Here is a 21853-nt window from a genome sequence, read left to right as displayed (position 1 = left end):
GTTTAGAAAATGTTCTCCGGCGCCAGTTCGCCACTGCCCGGACCCCATGCATCCGGCAAGGGTTCCGGTGGCACCTGAGCCGGTGTCAATACCTCAAACAGGGTCCGCTGGGTGCGGCTGGTCACCCGCCCTCCCGTATCGGCATCAATCCGCACCGTGATCATCCCCGCCGGAGGTGCCCAGGGCCGTTGAGGTTGTCCCTTGAGTGCTTCAGCCATGAAATCCACCCAGATGGGCAACGCCGTGGACCCGCCGGTTTCCCGCTGTCCCAAAGAGGTGTACTGATCAAACCCCACCCAGGCGCTTGCCACCACATCCCCGGCAAAACCGGCAAACCAGCCATCCCGCAAATCATTGGTGGTGCCGGTCTTGCCCGCCACATCTTCCCGACCCAGGGCGCGGGCGCGGCGGCCCGTGCCGGTTTGCACCACCTCACGCAACATGCTGTACATCTGATGGGCATTGCTGGCGGGAATGGTCCGGGGGGCCGATGTCTCGCAAGGGGCCTGACAGACCTGTTGCGGCACATTGAGAAACACCACCTCTCCTGCTGCATTTTCCACCCGCTCAATGATCCACGGATCGATTAGATACCCCCCATTGGCAAACACCCCATAGGCCCGGGTCAGTTCCAGAGGGGTGACCGAACCACTGCCCAGGGCCATGGACAAACTGCGAGGATGCCGGGCCGGGTCCAGCCCGAACCGGGTCAATTCCCCATGCACCCGACTGACCCCCACATCATCAAGCAACCGGATGGACACCAGATTACGGGAATGGGCCAAAGCCTCCCGCAGACGGGTAGGACCATAGAAACGGCCACTGTAATTGCGGGGCCGCCATTCCCCCTGCAAGGAGATATCCTCAATCACGATAGGCGCATCGTTGATCATCGTGGCGGGAGAATGTCCATGCTCCAGAGCCACCGAATAAATGAACGACTTGAACGCCGAACCCGGCTGACGCTGGGCCTGGGTGGCCCGGTTGAAATTGCTGCGGAAAAAATCAAATCCACCCACCAGGGCCAGCACCGCCCCATCCTGGGCATCCAGTGCCACAATCGCCCCCTCCACCGCCGGCACCTGACTGAGCACCCAGCGGTCATCAGCCGTCTGCAACAGACGCACCACCTGACCCGGTGCCAGAACATCGGTTACTGTCCGGGGCGCCGGACCCCGACGGGATAGGGCCAGATAGGGTCTGGCCCAGGCCACCGCCTCCCGGTCCAGCACCTTCCGCTCTCCCCGCCCCAGATATACCGTGGCCTGCTCCGGGTCTGCCGCCGTCACCACCCCCGACCACAACATGCCCGCCACCCTGGGGTATTGCGCCAACACCCGATCCAGCGCCTCATCGGTGGGATGGCGGTCCAGATCCACTTCCCCCTCCGGTCCCCGATACCCATGACGGCGGTCATAGGCCATCAGCCCCGAACGCAAGGCATCAATGGCAGCCCCTTGCAGGGTTGGGTCTACCGAGGTATAAACCCGATAACCCTCGGTATAGGCCGCTTCACCGAACCGGTCCAACATCTCCAGACGCACCAGCTCCGCCACATGGGCCGCATCCACCTGTATCACCGGACGCCGCAACCGGGCAGTCTCTGGCGCTTCCCTGGCCGCCTCAAATGTCGCCCTATCAATATGACCCAGCTCATACATCCGCCCCAGCACATAATTGCGCCGGGCCACTGCCCGGGCCGGATTGGTCACCGGATTGGCGCGGGACGGTGCCTGGGGCAGACCGGCAATGGTGGCAATCTGGGGCAAGGTCAGCTCATGCAGATCCACCCCGTAATACACCTGGGCAGCGGCCCGAACCCCGTAGGCCCGATGGCCAAGAAAAATCTTGTTCAGATACAGCTCCAAAATCTCGTCCTTGGTCAGCTCCCGCTCGATGCGGATGGCCAGGAAAATCTCCGTCAGTTTCCGGGTATAGGTCTTTTCCCGGTTAAGAAAAAAGTTACGCGCCACCTGCATGGTGATGGTGCTGCCCCCCTGGGTCTTTTCGCCAGTCGCCAGCAGATTCATGGCCGCCCGGATCAGGCCCACATAATCCACCCCCGGATGGGTCTCAAACCGATCATCTTCCGCCGCCAAAAACGCCAGCCGCACCAGCTCCGGCACCTCCTCCATGGTCACCGGCTCCCGCCGCTGCTCACCATATTCCGCCATCAACTGCCCATCACGACTCAATACCCGCAGGGGAACCTGCAACTGCACCTCCCGCAACTGCTCCACATCCGGCATCTGAGGCGCCAGATACACATAGGCCGCGGCAGTGAACAGCACCCCCAGGGTGAACACGCCGAAAACGGCCATCAGGCCAAACACAAGGGATTTAATCAAAAAACGCATGACAATATGCCCGCAGGCCAGATAACGCGCCCGACATGGAAAGGAAAGCGGCCCGTATGATCGCCGTGATCCAATGATGACGAATCGGGCCAGAGCTAAGGTAGTATTTGCCCGAAGTTAGGTCTAGTATTTCCGATGAAAAACCATAAGTCACCCTACCCAAGCATTGCAATAAATCCCAAGGGGTTACCGTGATAGGATTCGCCCGCAAACGCCCCACGTTGATAGGAATCGATATCAGTTCCACTTGCATCAAGATGGTGGAACTCTCCCGATCAGGTCAAGGTTATCGGGTGGAAGGCTATAGCGTCGAACCCCTGCCCGGCGGCGCCATCATGGAAAAAGCCATTCAGGATGTGGAAGCCGTAGGCCAGGCCATCAAGGCCGCCCACCGCCGCATAGGCACCGGCACCAAGATCTGCGCCCTGGCCGTGCCCTCATCAGCAGTGATCACCAAAACATTAACCCTGCCCGCCAACCTCAAGGAAGAGGACCTGGAAGCCCAGATCCAGCTTGAAGCCGACCAGTATATCCCCTACACCCTGGAAGAAGTCCACATGGACTTCGAAGTCATCGGCCCCGCCCCCAAGAACCCGGCCCAGATAGAAGTCCTGCTCTGCGCCTCCCGCAGCGAAAACGTGGAAATGCGACAGGCCGCCGCAGAAATGGCCGGACTCAAGACTCAATTGATGGATGTGGAGTCCTACGCCACCGAACACGCCTACCCCCTGCTGGCACAACAGACACCCGACATGGACCCGGATGGTCTGGTGGCCATTGTCGATGTGGGGGCCACCATGACCGCCATCAATATTCTGCAGCAGCAAAAGCTGATCTACACTCGGGAACAGCCCTTCGGAGGCAAGCTGCTCACCGAGGAAATCATGCGTCAATTTGGCCTTTCCTACGACGAAGCCGGTCGGGCCAAGAAGATCGGTGGCCTGCCGGACAGCTATGTCCCCAATGCCCTGGCGCCTTTCAAGGAGACCATGACCCAGCAGATCATCCGTTTTTTGCAGTATTTCCATGCCACCAACGGTGATACACAGGTCGACCGGATCATCCTGGCCGGAGGCTGCGCCGCCATCTCCGGCGTGGACCAGCAGATTCAATCCCGCCTGGGCACCCCTACCCAGGTGGGCAACCCCTTCGCCAACATGACCCTGCATCCTCGCGTCGATCTCAAGCGCCTGAGTAACGACGCACCGGCACTGATGATTGCCTGCGGCCTTGCCATGAGGAGTTTTGACTGATGACCCACATCAACCTGCTCCCCTGGCGTGAAGAGCGGCGCAAGGAACGGCAAAAAAACTTCAACACCATCACCGCCTTGGTGATGCTGGCCAGCCTGGTGGCAGTATTCCTGGCCCATACCTACGTGGAACGCCTCATTGACCACCAGCAGCAACGCAACCAGCTCCTGCAGAATGAAATCCGCCTTCTGGACCGAAAAATTGCCGAAATTCAGGACCTGGAAGCCACCCGCCGCGCCCTGGTGGACCGCATGAACATCATTCAGGAACTGCAAACCACCCGTCCAACGGTGGTCCGGCTGTTTGACGAACTGGTCACCACCCTGCCCAACGGCGTCTACCTGACTGCAGTCACCCAGCGGGGCAATACCCTGGAGATTGCTGGCCGAGCCGAATCCAACGCCCGGGTCTCCATTTACATGCGTAATCTGGAAGCCTCCCCCTGGTTTTCCGACCCCAACCTGCAAGTGGTCGAAACCCAAGTGCAATCAGGGGTACGCCTGAGTGACTTCCGCCTCACCGTGCGCCTGGTCACCCCTCGCACCACCCCGACAGGGGGCAGCCGATGAAAGCCGGCAATTTTGATTTCAACGACCTCAACAATATCGACCTCAAAAATATCGGCAATGCCCCCCTGCCGATACGTGTCATGGTGCTGGTATTGCTCTCTGCCCTGCTGCTGGGCGGCGGTTACTGGTTCTTCATCAAGGACCAGATCGAACGCCTGCACCAGGTGGAGGCCAGGGAACCGCCCCTGCGGCAGCAGTTTGAAACCAAACAGCGCCGGGCCGCCAACCTGGACGCCCATAAGGAACAACTGGAAGAAATGCGCCGCAACTTCGGCACCCTGCTGCGGCAACTCCCCAACCAGACGGAAATTCCCAACCTGCTGGTGGACGTTTCCCAGACCGCCCTGTCTGCCGGGCTGGAAATCGAACTGTTTCGTCCCGGCAACGAAGTCCGACGGGGTTTTTATGCAGAAAACCCTATCCGGCTGCGGATGAAGGGCAATTATGAACAGGTGGCCCATTTCACCAGTGGCGTGGCCGCCCTGCCCCGGATCGTCACCTTGCATGACATCAACCTGCGTCCCGATCAGGGCAGCCACCGACTGACCATCGAGGCCACCGCCAAAACCTATCGCTACCTGGAAGGTTCCGATGGCTGATCGCTGCCTATCCCAACACCGCATCCCCCCCAGAGCCACTGCCCTGCTGCTGGCCATCCTGGGGGTTTCTGGCTGTACCGGAGACCTCTCCGATCTGAGACACTATGTGGAACAGGTCAAGCAACGTCCCGGTGGTGCCATCGAACCCATCCCGGAAATCGTCCCCCACGAGACATTCACCTATCCCGGCCACGAACGAGACCCCTTTGATCGCACCGTGATTGCCATTCGGGCCGATGAACCGGAAGTTTCCACCACCAGTACCGTCACCATCGACCGTACCCGCACCCGGGAATACCTGGAACAATTCCCCCTGGATACCCTGCGCATGGTGGGCACCCTGGAACAGGGCGGTATCCGATGGGCCCTGATCCGGACCCCGGATCGCACCATCCAGCAGGTGGCCGAAGGCAACTACCTGGGGCAGAACCACGGCCACATCGACCGGATCACCCCCACGGGCATCCAGATCACCGAAATCGTACCGGACGGGTTTGGCGGCTATATGGAACGCAGTGGCGCCATTGCGCTCTCGGAATAGGCAAGAGGATTTCACATCATGACACCGCGCACCTTGCGACTCACCCCGTCCCGGCCACCACTGACGCCATTCTGGCGCAGCCTGGGACCACTGCTGATGCTGTGCCTGCTGGCGCTGCCCTGGCACACCGCCATTGCCCAGGAAGAACAGGCACTGGAACAGCTGATTTACAGCACCCTGCCCGGCGACCGGCTACAGGTGGTGATGCGCTTTTCTGGCCCGGCCCCAGAGCCCATGAGTTTTACCATCGATAATCCGGCCCGCATTGCCCTGGATTTTCAAGACACCCGCAATGCCCTGGCCCAGCGCACCCAGCAAATCAACCTGGGGCTGACCCAGTCGGTCAACGCCGTGGAGGCCGGCGGACGCACCAGGGTGGTGTTCAATCTGGTGCGCATGATGGGCTATGACATCGAGCGGGAAGGCAACACCCTCACCCTGACCCTCAGTCCCAGCGGTGTACCCGTGGCGGCGCCCTACACCGGCACCAGCGTGGCCAGTGCCCTGCCCAGCCGTGAAGCCCCGGTCCAGCGGGGGGATCATCCCCGATCCATCAACAATGTGGACTTTCGTCGCGGCCCGGAAGGTGAAGGTCGGGTGATCATCACCCTGGCAGACCCCCGCACCCCCGTGGACATTCGGGAGCAGAACAACCGTATCGAAGTCTCTTTCCATCGTGCCCATCTGCCCGAAGCCCTGGAGCGGCGCCTGGACGTGACCGACTTTGCCACCCCGGTGCAGATGATCGACACCCTGCGGGAAACGGATCGGGTCCGCATCACCGTGACCACGTCTGGGGATTACGATCTGTTGTCCTACCAAAGCGACAACACCTACATTGTGGAGGTCAAGCCCCTGAGCCGGGAGGAGCGGGAGGCGCTGGCCAGGGAGCGGTTTACCTATGTGGGGGAGCGGCTGTCCCTGAATTTTCAGGATATTGAAATCCGTTCCGTGCTGCAGCTCATTGCCGATTTTACCGATCTCAACGTGGTAGTCAGCGACTCGGTCACCGGCAATATCACCCTGCGTCTGCGTAATGTGCCCTGGGATCAGGCGCTGGATATCATCCTCAAGACCAAGGGGCTGGCCATGCGCCAGGCGGGCAACGTGATCTTCGTGGCCCCGGCCACGGAGATTGCCGCCCGGGAGCGCCAGGAGCTGGAAGCCCAGCAGCAGGTGCGGGAACTGGCTCCCCTGCGGGCGGAGTTCATTCAGGTGAATTATGCCAGGGCGGAAGATGTGGCGGGGATCATCAGTGGTGATCGTGGCCGGTTTATGTCGGAACGGGGCAGCATCACCGTGGATAACCGCACCAACACGTTGCTGGTGCAGGATACCAACGAGAAGCTGGAGCAGGTTCGGCGGCTGGTCAATTCCCTGGACATTCCGGTGCAACAGGTGCTGATTGAGACGCGGATTGTGATTGCCTCAGATTCTTTTGCGCGTGAATTAGGTGCAAGATTTGGTGTAACAGGGGCAAGACAGAGGGGTAATACTATTGCTACCACCGGAGGGAGACTAAATGCAGCTGACAACATGATTGGCAGTGCCATGGGCAATCTCAATGCAACGGGGAGTGCTTTTCCTCTAGGTGGTTTTCCAGATTTAAATAGTAGATTAAATATTAATCTTCCCACATCGGAAGCAGCTACAAGCGGTATTGGTTTTTCCATTTTAAGACCAGATATATTACTGGACTTAGAGCTTTTAGCATTGCAGCAGGAGCAACGTGGAGAGATTGTTTCTAGCCCAAGAGTCATTACCACCAATGGGCAAATGGCAAGAATAGAGAAAGGCGAAGAAATCCCTTACAAGTCTGTTGGCACTGATGGGACGCCTGACGTGATTTTCAGGGATGCAAAGCTAATCACCGAAGTCACGCCACAAATCACTCCTAACGGAAATATAATTCTTAATATCAAAGTTAGCAAAGATAGTCGAGGTGAAATCACACCAGATGGATTTGCCATTAATAAAAATGAAGTTGAAACGCAGGTTTTTGTAAGAAATGGTGAAACTGTAGTATTGGGCGGCGTTTATGAGACAGCGAACATCAGAAGCTCCGCCAGGACTCCACTGCTAGGAGACATACCCGTTTTAGGTCATCTTTTCAGGCAACAAAGAAGTGATTCAACAAAGAACGAATTACTGATTTTTGTCACTCCCCGAGTGATTGAGGAATCTACCCTCAACCCCTAAAGGCTCTACGGCAGCCGGGCTTCCACTCCCGGCTGCCATACCTGGAGCCGCAATCCCCTGGAGTCAGTCATGTCGCCCCTCATGGTCCATCCCCGGCCACCGATTCACGCCCCCCGAGGCTTCAGCCTCATCGAACTGATGATCACCGTCGCCCTGCTGGCCATTCTGTTGACCATCGGCATACCCAGCTTTCAGACCATGATCGTCAATAACCGCACCGCCGCCCAGGCCAATACCCTGCTCAATGCCCTCACCTTCACCCGCAATGAAGCCGTGCGCCGGGGTGAGGCCGTCAGCCTCTGCCCAACTGCCAACCCCGAGGCCACCATCCCCACCTGCACCACCAACTGGAAGGACAACGCCTGGGTGGCTTTTGTGGATTCGGGCAGCGGCACGGTCAAGGGCGGCAGCAATGACAATGTACTCAGGATCTGGAACGCCCCGCCTGGCACCGTGGATACACTCACAGGCCCCAACCGGATCACCTTTTCCGGACGGGGCGACGCCACCACCGCTGGCAGTTTCACGCTCAAGATCAAGGGGTGCAAGCAGGGTCAGAGTCGTACCCTGGAGGTGGTGGCCAGCGGCAATGTGCGCCTGGAAAAAGGTAACTGCTGAAGGGGGAAAGAGGAACGCGGCGACAGGCACGCCAAAGTGCCCATCGCCGCCGCTCTTAGCGGAGTTGCTGCCAGGACTGGCGGCCACTTGAAAACAACGGGTCACCCTTCAGAAGCAAATCATCAGGGGGAGCACCATCGCCGGGAATAGGCAACTCGACACCACCATCATCCGTAATCCGTGTGGCTGATATGGTTTCCCCTTTGGTGAGACCGCCAACACCACTAGGTGCGACCAATGATCCCGGATCATTGCTATCCTTCAAGAACTTATCAGCATCATCAAATGCCAGATCCCCTGTAAAGTCAAATACCGGGTCTTCCTCTCTGCCCCCCGTGCGTAAATTGAAATCCATAAAGAATCCATCAGCTGACGGAGAGCAAGGATTGGCATCCGGGTTCGGAATCAGCGTACTGAATCGTACCCTCGTTCCGCGGCGCGTTGGTTTATTGATGACACGCTCACCCGCAACCTGATTCAAATCGATATACCAACCCCGTTTTTGAGTGAGATCCACCGGTTCATCCGAAAGGATGCGAATGGTATGGGTTACCTGTCGATCATCCTCCCGTGTAAAGGTGGCTTCGCCCTGAAATTCGATCTTTTGCTCGATCAGGTCGTTCGACCTGGTCACCACGCTGGTGGTTTTATTATCCTGGGGACGATCCAGAATACCGTAAAGACTCTGATGGGGTGTGCTGGGTATATCCAGACCATCCTCTACCCGGAAATAGCTGCCGGTACCAAAATTTATCATCAGCCCATCATGGTCTGGTACTGCCGTCAGGAGCAGCCCCGATGTGATTGGCTGTGACGGCCCTGCCGCGAAGATTTTTTCAGCTTTCCAATTATTTGAATTATTATGAGTCACGTCAAAGCGCCAAAGATTGCCGAGCAGATCACCAGCATAAATCCACTGCGCCTTCAGTTCTGATTCGGGCCAATGGGTCCATGCCGCCGGTGCAAGGCCATTGGGCTGGCTTGTACTACCCTCCCCAGTGTCTATCAATTTGACCAAATTTCCAGTTTCAAGATTGACGATGAAAAGTACGGCCTTGTGATCCTTACTGTTATAGCCATTACCGAAAATGGCGACCCAACTTCCATCTCCCATTCTGGCAATCCTTGCCTCAGTCACGCCATATCCCAACTGCTCATGGGAAAACTCCCAAAGCACATGATCCTGATTGAATTTTCCAGGGTCGGAAACATCCAGCGCAAAAACACTACGCCCTCCGGCCCCCATGGTGCCCACCAATATCCGCCTCCAGTTATTATTGATCAGGGCTTCTTCGACGGTGACAGTACCATCCACATAGAAACGGCGATTCTCCTGATAGTCTTTTTCCATAAGACGACTCATGGGAGAAAAAGTCTCTCCAGCCTCGGGAAGCAGCAACTCTCCCGGCATGAAGGCAAACAGCTCATCACCTGTATCGGCATCAAAGGCATGGAGCATGCCGCCGTTGGAGGCAACGTAAATGACAGGCTTTATGTCCCGCAGCGAAGGTGCTCCCAGAATGCGGGAAAAACCTTCATAACGCTGCCGAATAAACTGAGGATTGGAATGGACGATATCACCCAGTCTATGAGGGCGCTGCCTGAAACTTTGATCAGCGTTATCATTGCCTCTAATCCAGCCAAGACGCTCTTCAGCCAGTCCGGCATCACCACCTGGGTTATGATTGATGGCGTCCTGCTGATTCGGATGAAGACTGGAAAGATTCAGGATCACGCCCTTGGTACTGATATTGGACATTGAATCCCTTTGGGTGGTGAAAATGGCACGGGTGTTATTGCTGGACAAACGAGTTGCTGCATTCCATGCCTCCTGTCCGCGACTCCCATCGGCGTTCAGTGCATAGGCTTTGAGTTCGCCCGACCAGTCCGTGCTGTCAAAGCCTGCAACAAAAACAAGAGTTCCATCCAGCAGATGTGGAGAACTGACTGCAGCTGAGGTGGTTGCTGTGGCCGCCTGAGCAATGGCATCAAAGGCTTGTGTCAGACCCTCTGCCAATCTAGCCGGATCAATGGCAAAGAAATAATTATCCGGCAGACCGTCCCCGGTTCTGTCCCAAGAAGCCACATCATCAGGAAATGTCATACCACCAGTTTTGTGGTAACCGCCCCATTTAGCCGCATAGAACAAAGGCTCACGCAGTAATTTGGCAGTATCGCCACCCAAGGTGTAGGTCACGGATGTTTCTGGATCACCGACTCCGCAGTTATTGCAACCAAGAACACCCGTAGGGTCTACATAGGTGTAATCATTTATTCCGGAGTGAGCATGATAGCCATCTTGAGTAGTACCGCTGATAATATAGCCAAAACCGGCAGGACGACTGCTGGACTGGGCCCAGGCATTGGTTGTTACTGTGATTTCATTTTCCGTAATGACATAGGACAGGGTACCGTTGATATCCATATCAAAGTCGCTTCCCCATTCATGAACATCCCATTGAATGAAAAATCTGCCGGTCCCTTTCTCAATATCCTGCTCAACGATACGAAAATCCGAGAGCGCACAGCGTAGCCCGCCATCACCCTTGTTTTCGCAGGCGGGCAGTATCGTGACTGCTGTCTCGGTTTCTCCAGGTCTGGGAATATTGATTCTAGGCACCGCCGGTGCCAAGGTCACACCATAGGTCTTGACATGAGTGTCAGGGGCGTTTCCCTCGTGATCTCGCAGATCGGTACGAATGCTTTTCGTATAGGCGTAGTGTGCCAGTCCGGCGATATGAAACGTACCATCCTGATTGGGGGCTTCCGGACACAGCCCAGATACGTCAGACAGTACCCCAATGGGCTTAGCGGTGCACAAGGCATTATTACCGCCAAAAAATCTTTGCTGACCATGCAATCCTTCGCCTTTACCCACCTTATCGGTCCACTCACTGACGTCACCGGCCCCCGGTAATGAGGAAAAACCACCCAACTGGTCACCGTCGAAAGAGGAGACGCTGGCATTGAAGTTGATGATACTGGATGCGGCACACCAGTTATGATCATTCAGGGGGTCAACCCAGGTTTCTGATTGCAGGTTGGATAATTTATCCGAGCCCGATACATGGAAACCCGAGGTCATGGGTTTCCCTGCAAAGTAGCGCAGACTTTCCAGAAATATCTCGGCTTGGGGATTACCCCAGCTCATGCATTTACCATCCGTCATCTGACTTTTTTGAACACCAACACCACAGCTATCTCCTGCACCATCATATACACCAGTACCGTGATTATAGCCATAGATACGCAACGCATCGAGTGATCTGATAATGGAGCCGCCATCGGAGGGAACAATGAACCGTCCGGTTTGGGCATCAATTTCATCAGCAAAGCTTTTTATATTCTTGCGCAAGGTGCCACCGGAAAGATTTCTACTGTAACTACCCGTCATCAAACCAAAAAGAATGCTACCGTCTTCGCCATATCTTTGTAAAAGACCTATCGGCTTATTGCTACCCGATGGGTATTGCTTACAATCCTCGGCGCCAAGTAATTCGGTAACACAGACGCGCAGTCTGACATGATAATCTCCCGAACCCAGTTGCACATCATTGCGTATCGGGTTGCGGAAGTTAGCAAATAACCCCGATGAAGAATAGGTATTGGCGTTATCAGACTGCAAACCAGCCACATTGAGCCCATTATGACTTCCCCTGCTTGCTTCACCACTCCAGCGACATTGCCATCGCTCATTGGCTGTCCACAGGCTGTAATTTCCACGCGCTACACGCAAAAGCGGAGGGGTATTAATATTTTGTGATGACCCGGTTCCAACAGTTGTATTACAAAAACTCACACCCCGACGGGAGTCATTAAATAGTTCCCAGTCATTGCCGGTTGCACCACTTCCTGAACTGGCAGTAACCTGAATCTCGACATTGCCTCCAGTTCTACTTCGGACCACACCTTCCATCCATTTATTATCCGGGTCTTCACGATCTCTTATGATGATTTGATCACCAATTTGCACCTTCTCATTGCTCGCCCATGAAGTAGAAAAGGTTCTGCGATGATCGGCACTATTACGATCCCCCGCAGGAATAGTAATAACTGAGGAACTCTCACTGACTGTCCTTAAAGGCAAGGAAAAGGGGGTCAATTTTTCGATATCTTCCCCATCATAGTATCGCACCCAAGCATGGGCATCATTAGGAAGATAACTACGCTCAAGAATCGTCTCATTGGCATCATCCGTGGAACGATAGCCACCATAAAGAATCTTTCTTACCACATCAATTCTGGCCATGGTCAGCCAGTTGAGAAAATTGCCGCTCCATTGCTCTCCAGTACAGTATTTGTCTGCTGTCAGGGCAACTGGATCAAACACTCCATTGTCATACTTGTAGCACTTGTAAGCATCAAAATACCCAAAATAATCTACCTCATGGGCATAGGTGGTATTGGGAGCACCGTCACCTGTAAGATCGGCGTAATCCGGGTAAGCATGAAAATAAAGCTGATTGTCGTTGGACATGTTCAGCATGACAAGAGGTTGAACGGACTGACTCACCAGTAGAGGAATCTGAGAAATATTCACATTGGCCGAAAGCTGTGCTCCTGCACCAAATGAAAAAACAACCGCCAGAAAAAATAAACTGGTGAAACGGAAAGCGGCGCGACGGTGTTTTAAAGTCAGCATGAAGCCCACCTTTTGAATTGACTTCCAATAAAATCAGCCTTGAAATACCTGGCGTCAGGGCCTGAAATGCGTTCGAATAATTACCACTGTATTCTCCGAGCGCCCAACCCCTCTGGAGACGACCGTATAAATGGCGTGCACACCACCGGCTGGATCTGCCGGGTCGTTAAGGATGATACGAGGCTTGCCAACATGGAATACCGGATCTTCCGCAAGTTCTTCCATTGGCATGGTGCCAGTTGGATTTTTGCCATCCCAAGCGGCTGGATCTGACAGAGCCTGCCCCAAGTCATCATCATCAAGCGCTTCCTGATTTCTTATCCATGCCTCCCCTACACGCAACACAGCCTCACTGGCCTGAAACGCCATATTACGATCCTGCATATTCCCCACCATGCGTTCCTGCAGGGTGGTATCGCGCATGGCGTTGACACCGAGGATGGTCATCATCAAAAGAAAGATCAGGGAAATGACCAGGGCAGTGCCCCGTTGTTTTTGGGGCGGGCGGATGCGCAGGGAATCCCCTGGCATTATCCGGTTCAACAGGCTGGAAGGGAGGCGGGCCATGGAGTGAGTCCTAAGCTATGGCAAACGGTTGCGCAGGGCCACGGTGGTGGTGAAGACCTGATACAAACGGCGGTCGGGAGCAGTGAAGGCGGCGCCGTTGTAGGGCAGGACCATCGGTGCATCGGCCAGATTGTTGTGCTCGCTGTGTAGCAGCAGACTGACCCGCACGGCGATCACGTCTCTCCAGTTGTTTCCCACTGCATCGGCATCCACATATTCAGTGCCGTTTCTGAGCAGATAGGTGATCTGCATGTCCCATACGCCGAGGATGATTTCATCATTGGGCGGTGTCACGGTAAAGCCACGATCATAGCTCACCCGGCGCAGGGCCCGTTGGCCATTTTGGGTGCCGATGTAGTAGAGGTGGCTGGTGATGGTAAAAATATTCAGGTCACCAGAATAGGCTTTGCTGAACTCCTGATTCCCTTTTTTATTTCCTGGCGAGATACCGGCTCCGCCTGCGCCTCGATTCAGGTTGCCTGCATTTTCATTAGCAGTATTCTGAAACATATCGCAACTTTCGGCATCTCCCACTACTACGATGGTACCCTGTGGGACACCGCTGTTTTTATTTTGCAAATTGATGTTTGCAGAATTTTGTCCTGTATTTCCACTTGCAGCTAATCCAGTGATATTCGCTGCATGCTTGATCACAAACACGTCCGTACCTGCCACATAATCATCAGGCGCCTTTCCCTTAACCCCGTTCCATCCCTCGATGGCATCGTCCAGGTCAAAAAAACTGGCGTCATACTTGCTGTCATCCTCATCCAGCAGATTCTGGATTTCTCCCTGACAGCCCCCACGAAACCCCACATGCCGCAGATCATGATTCAACTGATCCAGCGCAAAACGCCCGTCCTCCTGCATCCGGGACAGGCTTTCGGTCAACCGATAGGTCTGACTGGTACCCAAAAAAATCTGGATCGCCCCCCCCACCAGGATCAGCCCAATGACCATGGCAACCATCAACTCCACCAGGGACAGGCCCGATTGCCCGGCTCCACGACGAGGGAAACCCGACCGGCGGACATGGGGCGTCTGGGACAGGATGTTTGGGCATGCAGGGTGAACCATGACCCCTCCGGGGTATTCGATCACACCGGCTAAAGCCGGGTGCTGTACACAAAGCTGATCAGGCCCTGATCACTGCAGGCCTGATCCGGTTGGGCATCCTCGTCCACCTCCTCTGCCACCGCCTCGTCGGACAGGCGCTGACGCCAGCAGAGGGTGATGGTCACGGTGTTATTCGTCACCGGAGAGATTGCCGCAGCGCCGGCGGCCAGTTGACAGGCCACCTGATTCTGCCATTGGGCCAGATCCCGCTGGGCCAGGGTACCGGCGGAAGGATTCAGGGCAGGATTGCAAACAAGACCGGTATCCAGGGTCATTGCATAGGCTCCGGCCAGGGCGGCAGCGCGGTTGGCGCGCATGCGGTCGAGGATGTCATAGGACAGGTTGGTGGCCTGGGATCGCACCGCGGCGTTATGGTTATGCTGCAGAGCGGTTGCCTGCAGGGCCGCCAATCCCAGCAGGCCGATGGACAGCACCACCAGGGCAATCAGCACCTCCAGCAGCGTCACGCCGCGCTGGCTAAGGGAGGGGCCGAAACGGTGAAATATTTTCCGATTCAAGACGTTGGTCCTTATCGCACCATCCAGCACTGCCGGTGGATGAGTGCGCCACCGGCAGTGCTAAAAAGTTTTTCGTTCCAACGAGTGTAGACCAAACCGGGAGGACTGGAAGATTTTTCGACCCATATTCGCCGATGGGCATGCCCTCTCAATCCCAGCAGTCACTGGGGGTGGTGACACCGGTCTGGTTGATGGTCATCTCGGTGCACCTTGTGCCGGCCTTTTTGGCGGTGGCAGTCAGGGTGTATGTGGATGCAGTGGTTACGGCGGCAACCGTGTAGTAGTCGTTGTTGAAATGCGCTGGAAAGTCTGTGTCAGCGGGGTAGCGGTTGTCCTGGGTGTACCGGCGTTCCATCCATTGTGCCGCCTGTAGCAATGCGGCCCTGCCTTCGGAAATGTGAGAGCGCTCGATATAGCGAAGGTATGAAGGATAGGCAATGGCAGCAAGAATGCCAATGATGACGACGACGATCATCACCTCGATCAAGGTGAAGCCATTCGATCTATAACCGATTCTGCGCATGGGATAAATCACCGTCTTGGTTGGAAGGGAGTGCGGGTGGACTGAGGGACAAATGATTAAAGAATAAAGGATGCCCACTTTTCAACTTTTCATCCAGGGGCGTGATCAAGAGCTTCCAGCACAAAGGCCTTCGAAAATTCTTCGAGACTGGGTCCAAGGTGGGTATCCAGAGCGGGCATGCTGCCAAACTGTCCCGTCAACTCGCTGTGGTGACTGCTCCCCGCCCTAAGCGCTGACGCGCCACGGGCGAGGCTTCCCACTTCTCAGGCAGCAGCCGGCGATGTGCCGGGCTTACGCAAGCCTCCATGGGCAGAGACGGACAGCCCTTCCGCCTTCAACTTCACTATGCCTTGATGCTTGATGTTCAGCGCCGCGTTGATATCTCGGTCATGCTGTGTGTGGCAGGCCGGGCACGCCCACGACCGGACGTTCAACGGCATGGCGTCCCCCTTGTGCTGGCAGACATGGCAGGTCCTGGAGCTGGCAAACCACGGGTCGATCTTGACCAGATGCTTGCCCTGCTCCTTGGCCTTGTAGTCCAGCTTCCCCACGTTTCAGTGAGCGGGACCAAAATCAGGCCTCACTCACCCGATTGCAAGGCTTGACAAGCTGGCCAAGGCCCTGCCCGCAGTGTAGACTACTGCCCCTTTTTCATTGGCCTCCCCACGGCATTCCCTGAGGATCATCGCTGGAACACAGGATCCCCAGGATTCCGGCTACGCTTGGGCAACGCCCCCCCCCCCCCGAAGAAACGCCCTTGCAAAACCGTTTCAGCCGCGTACTTCACGGCCCCAATCATCACAGACGGGGCCGCGTGACGTCATTTGGCAATGATCCGGGCCAGGCCGACAACGAATTCGTAATGACAGGACATCATCCATGAACCTCACCCGCATCAAGCAGGAATGGTTTTCCAATATACGCAGTGACATGCTCTCTGGCCTGGTGGTTGCCCTGGCCCTGATCCCGGAAGCCATTGCCTTTTCGATCATCGCCGGCGTGGACCCCAAGGTGGGTCTGTACGCCTCGTTCTGCATCGCGGTGGTCATCGCTTTCACCGGCGGCCGACCCGGCATGATCTCGGCGGCCACCGCAGCCATGGCCCTGCTCATGATCACCCTGGTGAAGGAACATGGGCTGGAATACCTGCTGGCCGCTACCATATTGACTGGCATACTGCAGATCATCGCAGGCTATCTGCAGGTGGGGCGCTACATGCGCTTCATCTCCAACTCGGTGATGACAGGATTCGTCAACGCACTGGCCATCATGATCTTCCTGGCGCAACTCCCCGAACTCACCGGCGTCACCTGGCATGTTTACGCCATGACTGCCCTGGGGCTGGCCATCATCTATCTGTTCCCCTACCTGACCCGTTCCATCCCCTCGCCCCTGGTGACCATTGTGGTACTCACCCTGCTGGCCTGGCTGCTGAATCTGGACATCCGCACCGTCAGCGACATGGGCGAACTGCCCGACACCCTGCCCGTCTTCCTCTGGCCGGACATCCCGCTGAACCTGGAAACCCTGTGGATCATCCTGCCCTACGCCCTGGCACTGACCGTGGTGGGCCTGCTGGAATCCATGATGACCCAGAACATCGTCGATGACCTCACCGACACCCGCACCGACAAGAACCGCGAGTGCAAGGGCCAGGGCATCTCGAATATCGTTGCCGGCAGCTTCGGCGGCATGGCGGGCTGCGCGATGATCGGGCAATCGGTCATCAACATCAAATCCGGTGGCCGGGGGCGATTATCCACCTTCATGGCGGGCATCTATCTGCTCATCATGGTGGTCTTTCTCAGCCCAATCCTGGGCATCATCCCCATGGCCGCGCTGGTGGCGGTGATGATCATGGTGTCCATCGGCACCTTCAGCTGGACCTCCATCAAGAACATGAAGCGCCACCCGCTGAGCACCAACATCGTCATGATCACCACCGTGGCGGTCACCGTGTTCACCCACAACCTGGCTCTGGGCGTGCTGTCGGGCGTGTTGCTGGCAGCCCTGTTCTTCGCCAACAAGGTCAGCCAGTTCATGTTCGTGGGCGCCGACACCGACACCCGCCCGGATGAACACACCCTGCACCGCACCTATCGCGTGTATGGGCAGGTCTTCTTCGCCTCCACGGAGAAGTTCATGCAAGCGTTCAATTTCCGGGAGGATCTGGATAAGGTGACCATCGATCTGTCCCGTGCACATTTTTGGGACATCAGTTCCGTGGCCGCCCTTGACCGCGTGGTCATCAACTTCCGCCGTGAGGGTGTCGAGGTGGAGATCATTGGCATGAATGAGGCCACCGCCACCATCGTCGACCGTCACGCCGCACACGACAAGGCCGATGCCGCTGACCGGCTCATGGGCCACTAACCTGCTGGAGGATGCCCCTATGAACAAGGTCATTGCCTGTATCGATGGCTCGCGCTCGTCGTTGTCCGTATGTGATTACGCCGCCTGGGCGAGCCGGCGCATGAACTCGCCACTCACCCTGCTGCATGTGATCCACAACCCTCATGCGGACGCCAAGCGGGACCTGAGCGGCAACCTCAGCCTGGGGAGTCGGGAGGCCCTGCTGGAACAGATGGTGGAGGCCGAGGAGCAGCGCGGCAAGCTGCTGCGGGAACAGGGGCGCGCCATCCTGTCCGATGCGCTGGAACGGGTTCGCGCCCATGGCGTCGCCGACCCCGGCAGCCTGCTGCGCAATGATGGCGTCACCGCGGCCCTGGACAATATCCAGGAGGAGGCTCGTCTGGTCGTGGTAGGCAAGCAGGGCAAGGATGGGGACATGCTCAAACAGCATGTGGGGAGCCACCTGGAGAGCATCATCCGAACCCTGAAGCGCGGCGTGCTGGTGGCCCCTCTGGAATACCGGGAGCCGGAGCGTTTCCTGATCGCCTACGATGGCAGCGCCACGGCGCATACCGTGGTGGAAAAAGTCTCCGAGAGCCCCCTGCTCAAGGGACTGGAGGCCCATATTCTGATGGTGGGCGACGACAATCAGGAAAACCGCTCACGCCTGGACAACGCCCGCGGCATGCTGGCTCAAAATGGCTTCGATGTGCGCGGGCAGATCCGCACCGGTGATGTGACGGAAGTGGTCTGCGCCTACCGCCAGGAACACGACATCCATCTGCTGGCCATGGGGGCCTACGGCCACTCCCGGCTGCGGCGCTGGTTTGTGGGCAGCACCACCACCAACATGATCATGCGGTCGCCGATTCCGTTGATCATCCTGCGATGAACTACTCCCGCCAAGCCTTTCAGGCTATGGCGTGAGTTTCGCGCTTCACGGGGCGTGCCGGATCATCCGGGGATGATTCGGTCTTACCGCCCTCCACGCATCGGCCAGGTTCCCGACCGGATAACTGCTGCTTGGCCCAGTTCATCAAGACCCGAGCGGCGTTTTCGTCCCGCGAGCAGGACGCGCCACAGGGGCACTCATGACGCCGCTGGCCGAGCGGCTTCTTCTCCTGCCGCCCGCAGGCGTGACAGGTCTGCGAGGGCTTGAGATGCCGCGTCGGAGCCTCCATCGCCCAGGTCTGACAGGTCTGCGAGGGCTTGAGATGCCGCGTCGGAGCCTCCATCGCCCAGGTCCCAGCCTCTTCCGCTTTATACCTGAGCAATTGATGGAAGGCCCCGCCAGCGGCATCGAGGATGCTGCGGTTCAAGCCCTTTTTGTACTGACCAGAAGAGGTAAAGGACACCCATTTTTCACAGAAGAGGTAAAGGACACCCATTTTTCATTGACCCTCCCAAGGGAAGAGGTAAAGTGGAGGGTAAAGGACACCCATTTTTCATTGACCCTCCCGGCCCTCTCTGAGACACTGGCCCCATGACACGCCCCCGCTCAGAACTGGTGTCCGTCACCGACACGCCCTGGTACCACGTGGTGTCGCGCTGTGTCCGCCGCGCTTTCCTCTGTGGACAGGACCACCACACCGGCCAGAACTTCGACCATCGTCGGGGCTGGATCGAGGCCCGGATTCGGCAGTTGTGTGGCGTTTTTGCCATTGACGTGGCCGCCTACGCGGTGATGAGCAACCACTATCACATCGTGCTGCGAATCGATCAGAGCCGCGCTCAGGGCTGGTCGGATGAGGCGGTGTTGCGCCGCTGGACTGGCGTGTTCTCCGGGCCTCTGGCGGTACAGCGGTATCTGGACCCACAGAAACGGGATACCCTCCACGATGCTGAACTGGCTCAGGTTCAGGAGTGGGCGGGTATCTATCGCTCCCGGCTGGCGGATCTGTCCTGGTTCATGCGGGTGCTCAACGAGACCATTGCCCGCAAGGCCAATGCCGAGGACGGGGTTCGGGGTCGGTTCTGGGAAGGGCGCTTCAAGAGCCAAGCCTTGCTGGATGAGCAGGCCATTTTGAGTGCCATGGCCTATGTGGACCTCAATCCCATCCGGGCCGGGATTGCCAATACTCCGGAAACCAGCGAATACACCAGCGTGGAGGCGCGTTTGTGTCCGGACAAGGCCGAGACTCGAATGCAGGCGGCATTGGTCAAGCCTCCGGTCCAGGGGGACAAGGCCATGGCGCCCAAGGAGGCTGGGGCCAATATTCCGCACTGGCGCGATGGGTTGCGCTGTGAGCACAAGTTGGCGTCTCTTGCTATGGCACCCCTGATGCCCTTTGATGCCACCGGGCAGGAGTCCTGGGCGGTGCCGTTTGCCTGGGGGGATTATCTGGAACTGGTGGAGACACTGGGCCGGTGTGTGCATCCCACCAAACGCGGATACATGCCGGAGCAGACGCCTAAATTGCTGGATCGTCTGGGCATGGATGCAGAGGCTTTCATTGCTCATGGTAACTGTCTGCTGCAGGCATTCGGCCATGCCGTGGGCAAGCCGGCGAAACTGCTGGAACATGCAGCCTGCCGCCAGGCGAAGTTTCTGCGCGGAATGGGGGCGGCCCGGCGGGTGTTTGAGCGGCAGGTGGTGGTGCAGGCTGTTGGCTAACTAAAACCATGGGACGACTGAAGCCAGCCAGAGCGAGCGCCCAGATAAACGAGCAAACCAAGCAAACCAAGGGATAGGGGAGGGGTTGACATAAGGTTCCAATAATGGAACCATTCCGAGAAATGGCATCCATCGAAAAGATACTCGAACGGCTACGAAGAGAGCCGGCCAACGTTCGTTTTGCCGATTTACGCAAGGTCTGCATGACCTATTTTGGCGAGCCGCGCCAATCGGGTACTAGCCATCTGATATTCAAGACGCCCTGGCCGGGTGATCCGCGTGTCAACATCCAGGATGCCGGCGGTAAAGCCAAGGCGTATCAGGTACGGCAGGTACTGAAGGCGATCGACAAACTGGAGGATCACAGATGAGTTTGGATCATTACACCTATCGGGTGACGTGGTCGCCTGAGGATGCAGAACATGTGGGCTTGTGTGTGGAGTTCCCTTCACTGAGCTGGCTGGCAGAGACGCCTGAGGCGGCACTGAGCGGTGTAAGGCGCATGGTTGCCGAGGTGGTCGCAGACCTTAAGGCAAACGGTGAACCGGTACCAGAGCCTTTGGCAGAGCGGCGTTATAGCGGTGAGTTTCGGGTGCGCATACCGCCTGAGCTGCACCGACAGCTTGTGTTGATGGCAGCAGAGCAGGGCGTGAGCCTCAATCGCCTGGCCAGCGCCAAACTGGCTGGTTAACGGTCAACTACCCCCGACTGAGGCAGGACTAAAGGATACTCAGCAAAAAACCGCGTGAACCCTCGCCCACTCGGGCGGGGAGGTCAGCGGGGGCCGCGCAAGCGGCCCTATTTTTGTGTCTTCTGCCCCTGAACATAGGCTTTCAACGTTGTGACGCTGTGCCGCCCTCGTCGGTAGACTGCATCCGCACTCACTTGAAATCCCCCGTTATAGCTATTAATCTATGGCTATTGTAGCAGTGAGCACTGATATGCTGAAGGCCACAAAGATTACGCATCTACCCCACGACCGAACAGGCGGCATTTCTGAACTACCAGTTCGGCGCGGTGCGCTTTGTCTATAACACCGGCCTTCGCATCATATCTCATCGCTACCAATACCACGGCCAGTCGTTGAGCGCCAAACACGACATCAAGAAGCTGTTGCCAGTCGCCAAGAAATCGCGCAAGTATGGCTGGCTCAAAGACGCGGATTCCATGGCCCTCCAGCAGGCGTGCCTGAACCTGGATCATGCCTTCCAATGCTTCTTCGATCCCCAGCAGAAGGCCGGCTATCCGCGCTTCAAGAGCAAGCGGGGCAAACAGTCCAGCTATCACTGCGTCGGCGTCAAGGCCGGCGACGACTGGATCAAGGTGCCCAAGCTTGGACCGATCAGGGCCAGGGTGCACCGGAAGGTCGAGGGCACACTGAAAAG

At 57.0% G+C, this 21853-nt stretch carries 20 protein-coding genes; 12 read left to right on the top strand and 8 right to left on the bottom strand.

Features of this window, described 5'->3' with window-relative positions; all coding sequences use genetic code 11:
- Positions 1–2: 2 nt before the first annotated feature.
- Positions 3–2357 carry a penicillin-binding protein 1A gene (locus BMX62_RS04550; protein WP_090204940.1) on the bottom strand — a complete coding sequence of 785 codons (2355 nt, stop codon included), beginning with the start codon at positions 2355–2357 and terminating at the stop codon, positions 3–5.
- A gap of 191 nt (positions 2358–2548) precedes the next feature.
- Here BMX62_RS04550 and BMX62_RS04545 point away from each other — a divergent pair, with 191 nt between their 5' ends.
- From BMX62_RS04545 to BMX62_RS04520, 6 genes are all read left to right on the top strand, one after another.
- Positions 2549–3610 (top strand): pilus assembly protein PilM, encoded by a 1062-nt coding sequence (locus tag BMX62_RS04545; protein WP_090204935.1) that lies wholly within the window; start codon positions 2549–2551, stop codon positions 3608–3610.
- Complete coding sequence (locus BMX62_RS04540; protein ID WP_090204932.1) at positions 3610–4179, top strand: PilN domain-containing protein; 570 nt, start codon at positions 3610–3612, stop codon at positions 4177–4179. The genes BMX62_RS04545 and BMX62_RS04540 overlap by 1 nt, the downstream gene beginning before the upstream one ends.
- Positions 4176–4778 (top strand): type IV pilus inner membrane component PilO, encoded by a 603-nt coding sequence (locus BMX62_RS04535; protein WP_090204929.1) that lies wholly within the window; start codon positions 4176–4178, stop codon positions 4776–4778. Before BMX62_RS04540 ends, BMX62_RS04535 begins: the two co-directional genes overlap by 4 nt.
- Complete coding sequence (locus tag BMX62_RS04530; protein WP_090204926.1) at positions 4771–5319, top strand: pilus assembly protein PilP; 549 nt, start codon at positions 4771–4773, stop codon at positions 5317–5319. The genes BMX62_RS04535 and BMX62_RS04530 overlap by 8 nt, the downstream gene beginning before the upstream one ends.
- 18 nt (positions 5320–5337) lie before the next feature.
- Complete coding sequence (locus BMX62_RS04525; protein WP_090204921.1) at positions 5338–7518, top strand: type IV pilus secretin PilQ; 2181 nt, start codon at positions 5338–5340, stop codon at positions 7516–7518.
- Positions 7519–7587: 69 nt separating this feature from the next.
- A complete protein-coding gene (locus BMX62_RS04520; RefSeq protein WP_090204916.1) occupies positions 7588–8136 on the top strand; it encodes a GspH/FimT family pseudopilin in 549 nt (182 codons plus the stop codon).
- A gap of 55 nt (positions 8137–8191) precedes the next feature.
- Here the strand turns inward: BMX62_RS04520 and BMX62_RS04515 are convergent, their stop codons facing one another.
- From BMX62_RS04515 to BMX62_RS04485, 6 genes are all read right to left on the bottom strand, one after another.
- The gene (locus BMX62_RS04515) at positions 8192–12778 is read right to left on the bottom strand and encodes a pilus assembly protein (RefSeq protein WP_090204913.1); all 4587 of its coding nucleotides are present in this window, start codon (positions 12776–12778) and stop codon (positions 8192–8194) included.
- A gap of 54 nt (positions 12779–12832) precedes the next feature.
- Positions 12833–13345: a pilus assembly PilX family protein gene (locus BMX62_RS04510; RefSeq protein ID WP_238375853.1), complete on the bottom strand. Its 513-nt coding sequence runs from the start codon at positions 13343–13345 to the stop codon at positions 12833–12835.
- A gap of 15 nt (positions 13346–13360) precedes the next feature.
- Positions 13361–14422, bottom strand: coding sequence for a PilW family protein (locus BMX62_RS04505; RefSeq protein ID WP_090204906.1), 1062 nt, complete (start codon positions 14420–14422; stop codon positions 13361–13363).
- Positions 14423–14451: 29 nt separating this feature from the next.
- Positions 14452–14979 (bottom strand): type IV pilus modification protein PilV, encoded by a 528-nt coding sequence (pilV, locus tag BMX62_RS04500; protein ID WP_238375851.1) that lies wholly within the window; start codon positions 14977–14979, stop codon positions 14452–14454.
- 148 nt (positions 14980–15127) lie between these two features.
- The gene (locus BMX62_RS13235; RefSeq protein WP_090204903.1) at positions 15128–15502 is read right to left on the bottom strand and encodes a type IV pilin protein; all 375 of its coding nucleotides are present in this window, start codon (positions 15500–15502) and stop codon (positions 15128–15130) included.
- A 263-nt stretch (positions 15503–15765) separates the two neighbouring features.
- The gene (locus tag BMX62_RS04485) at positions 15766–16053 is read right to left on the bottom strand and encodes a transposase (protein ID WP_238375850.1); all 288 of its coding nucleotides are present in this window, start codon (positions 16051–16053) and stop codon (positions 15766–15768) included.
- Between the two features lie 328 nt (positions 16054–16381).
- Here BMX62_RS04485 and BMX62_RS04480 point away from each other — a divergent pair, with 328 nt between their 5' ends.
- Positions 16382–17875: a SulP family inorganic anion transporter gene (locus tag BMX62_RS04480; protein ID WP_090204899.1), complete on the top strand. Its 1494-nt coding sequence runs from the start codon at positions 16382–16384 to the stop codon at positions 17873–17875.
- A gap of 19 nt (positions 17876–17894) precedes the next feature.
- Positions 17895–18746, top strand: a complete 852-nt coding sequence (locus tag BMX62_RS04475; protein ID WP_090204895.1) for a universal stress protein — start codon at positions 17895–17897, stop codon at positions 18744–18746.
- A gap of 19 nt (positions 18747–18765) precedes the next feature.
- Here the strand turns inward: BMX62_RS04475 and BMX62_RS04470 are convergent, their stop codons facing one another.
- Complete coding sequence (locus BMX62_RS04470) at positions 18766–19242, bottom strand: zinc ribbon domain-containing protein (RefSeq protein ID WP_090204891.1); 477 nt, start codon at positions 19240–19242, stop codon at positions 18766–18768.
- 95 nt (positions 19243–19337) lie between these two features.
- On the opposite strand from BMX62_RS04470, the gene BMX62_RS04465 reads away from it, so the two are divergent.
- The 4 genes from BMX62_RS04465 to BMX62_RS04450 form a co-directional block, all read left to right on the top strand.
- Positions 19338–20468, top strand: a complete 1131-nt coding sequence (locus BMX62_RS04465; protein WP_090204887.1) for a transposase — start codon at positions 19338–19340, stop codon at positions 20466–20468.
- Positions 20469–20590: 122 nt separating this feature from the next.
- Positions 20591–20839 (top strand): toxin HicA, encoded by a 249-nt coding sequence (locus BMX62_RS04460; RefSeq protein WP_090205170.1) that lies wholly within the window; start codon positions 20591–20593, stop codon positions 20837–20839.
- On the top strand, positions 20836–21159 hold the full coding sequence (locus BMX62_RS04455; RefSeq protein WP_090204884.1) for a type II toxin-antitoxin system HicB family antitoxin: 324 nt from the start codon (positions 20836–20838) through the stop codon (positions 21157–21159). The genes BMX62_RS04460 and BMX62_RS04455 overlap by 4 nt, the downstream gene beginning before the upstream one ends.
- 275 nt (positions 21160–21434) lie before the next feature.
- Positions 21435–21853, top strand: a 419-nt coding sequence (locus BMX62_RS04450) for an RNA-guided endonuclease InsQ/TnpB family protein (protein WP_143339658.1), incomplete at its 3' end; no start/stop codon positions are given.

The organism is Ectothiorhodospira magna (genome assembly GCF_900110965.1).
In the GTDB taxonomy this organism is placed as follows: Bacteria; Pseudomonadota; Gammaproteobacteria; order Ectothiorhodospirales; family Ectothiorhodospiraceae; genus Ectothiorhodospira; species Ectothiorhodospira magna.
Note: the sequence above shows the minus strand (reverse complement) of the source record. Positions and strands in the feature narration are given on the sequence as shown.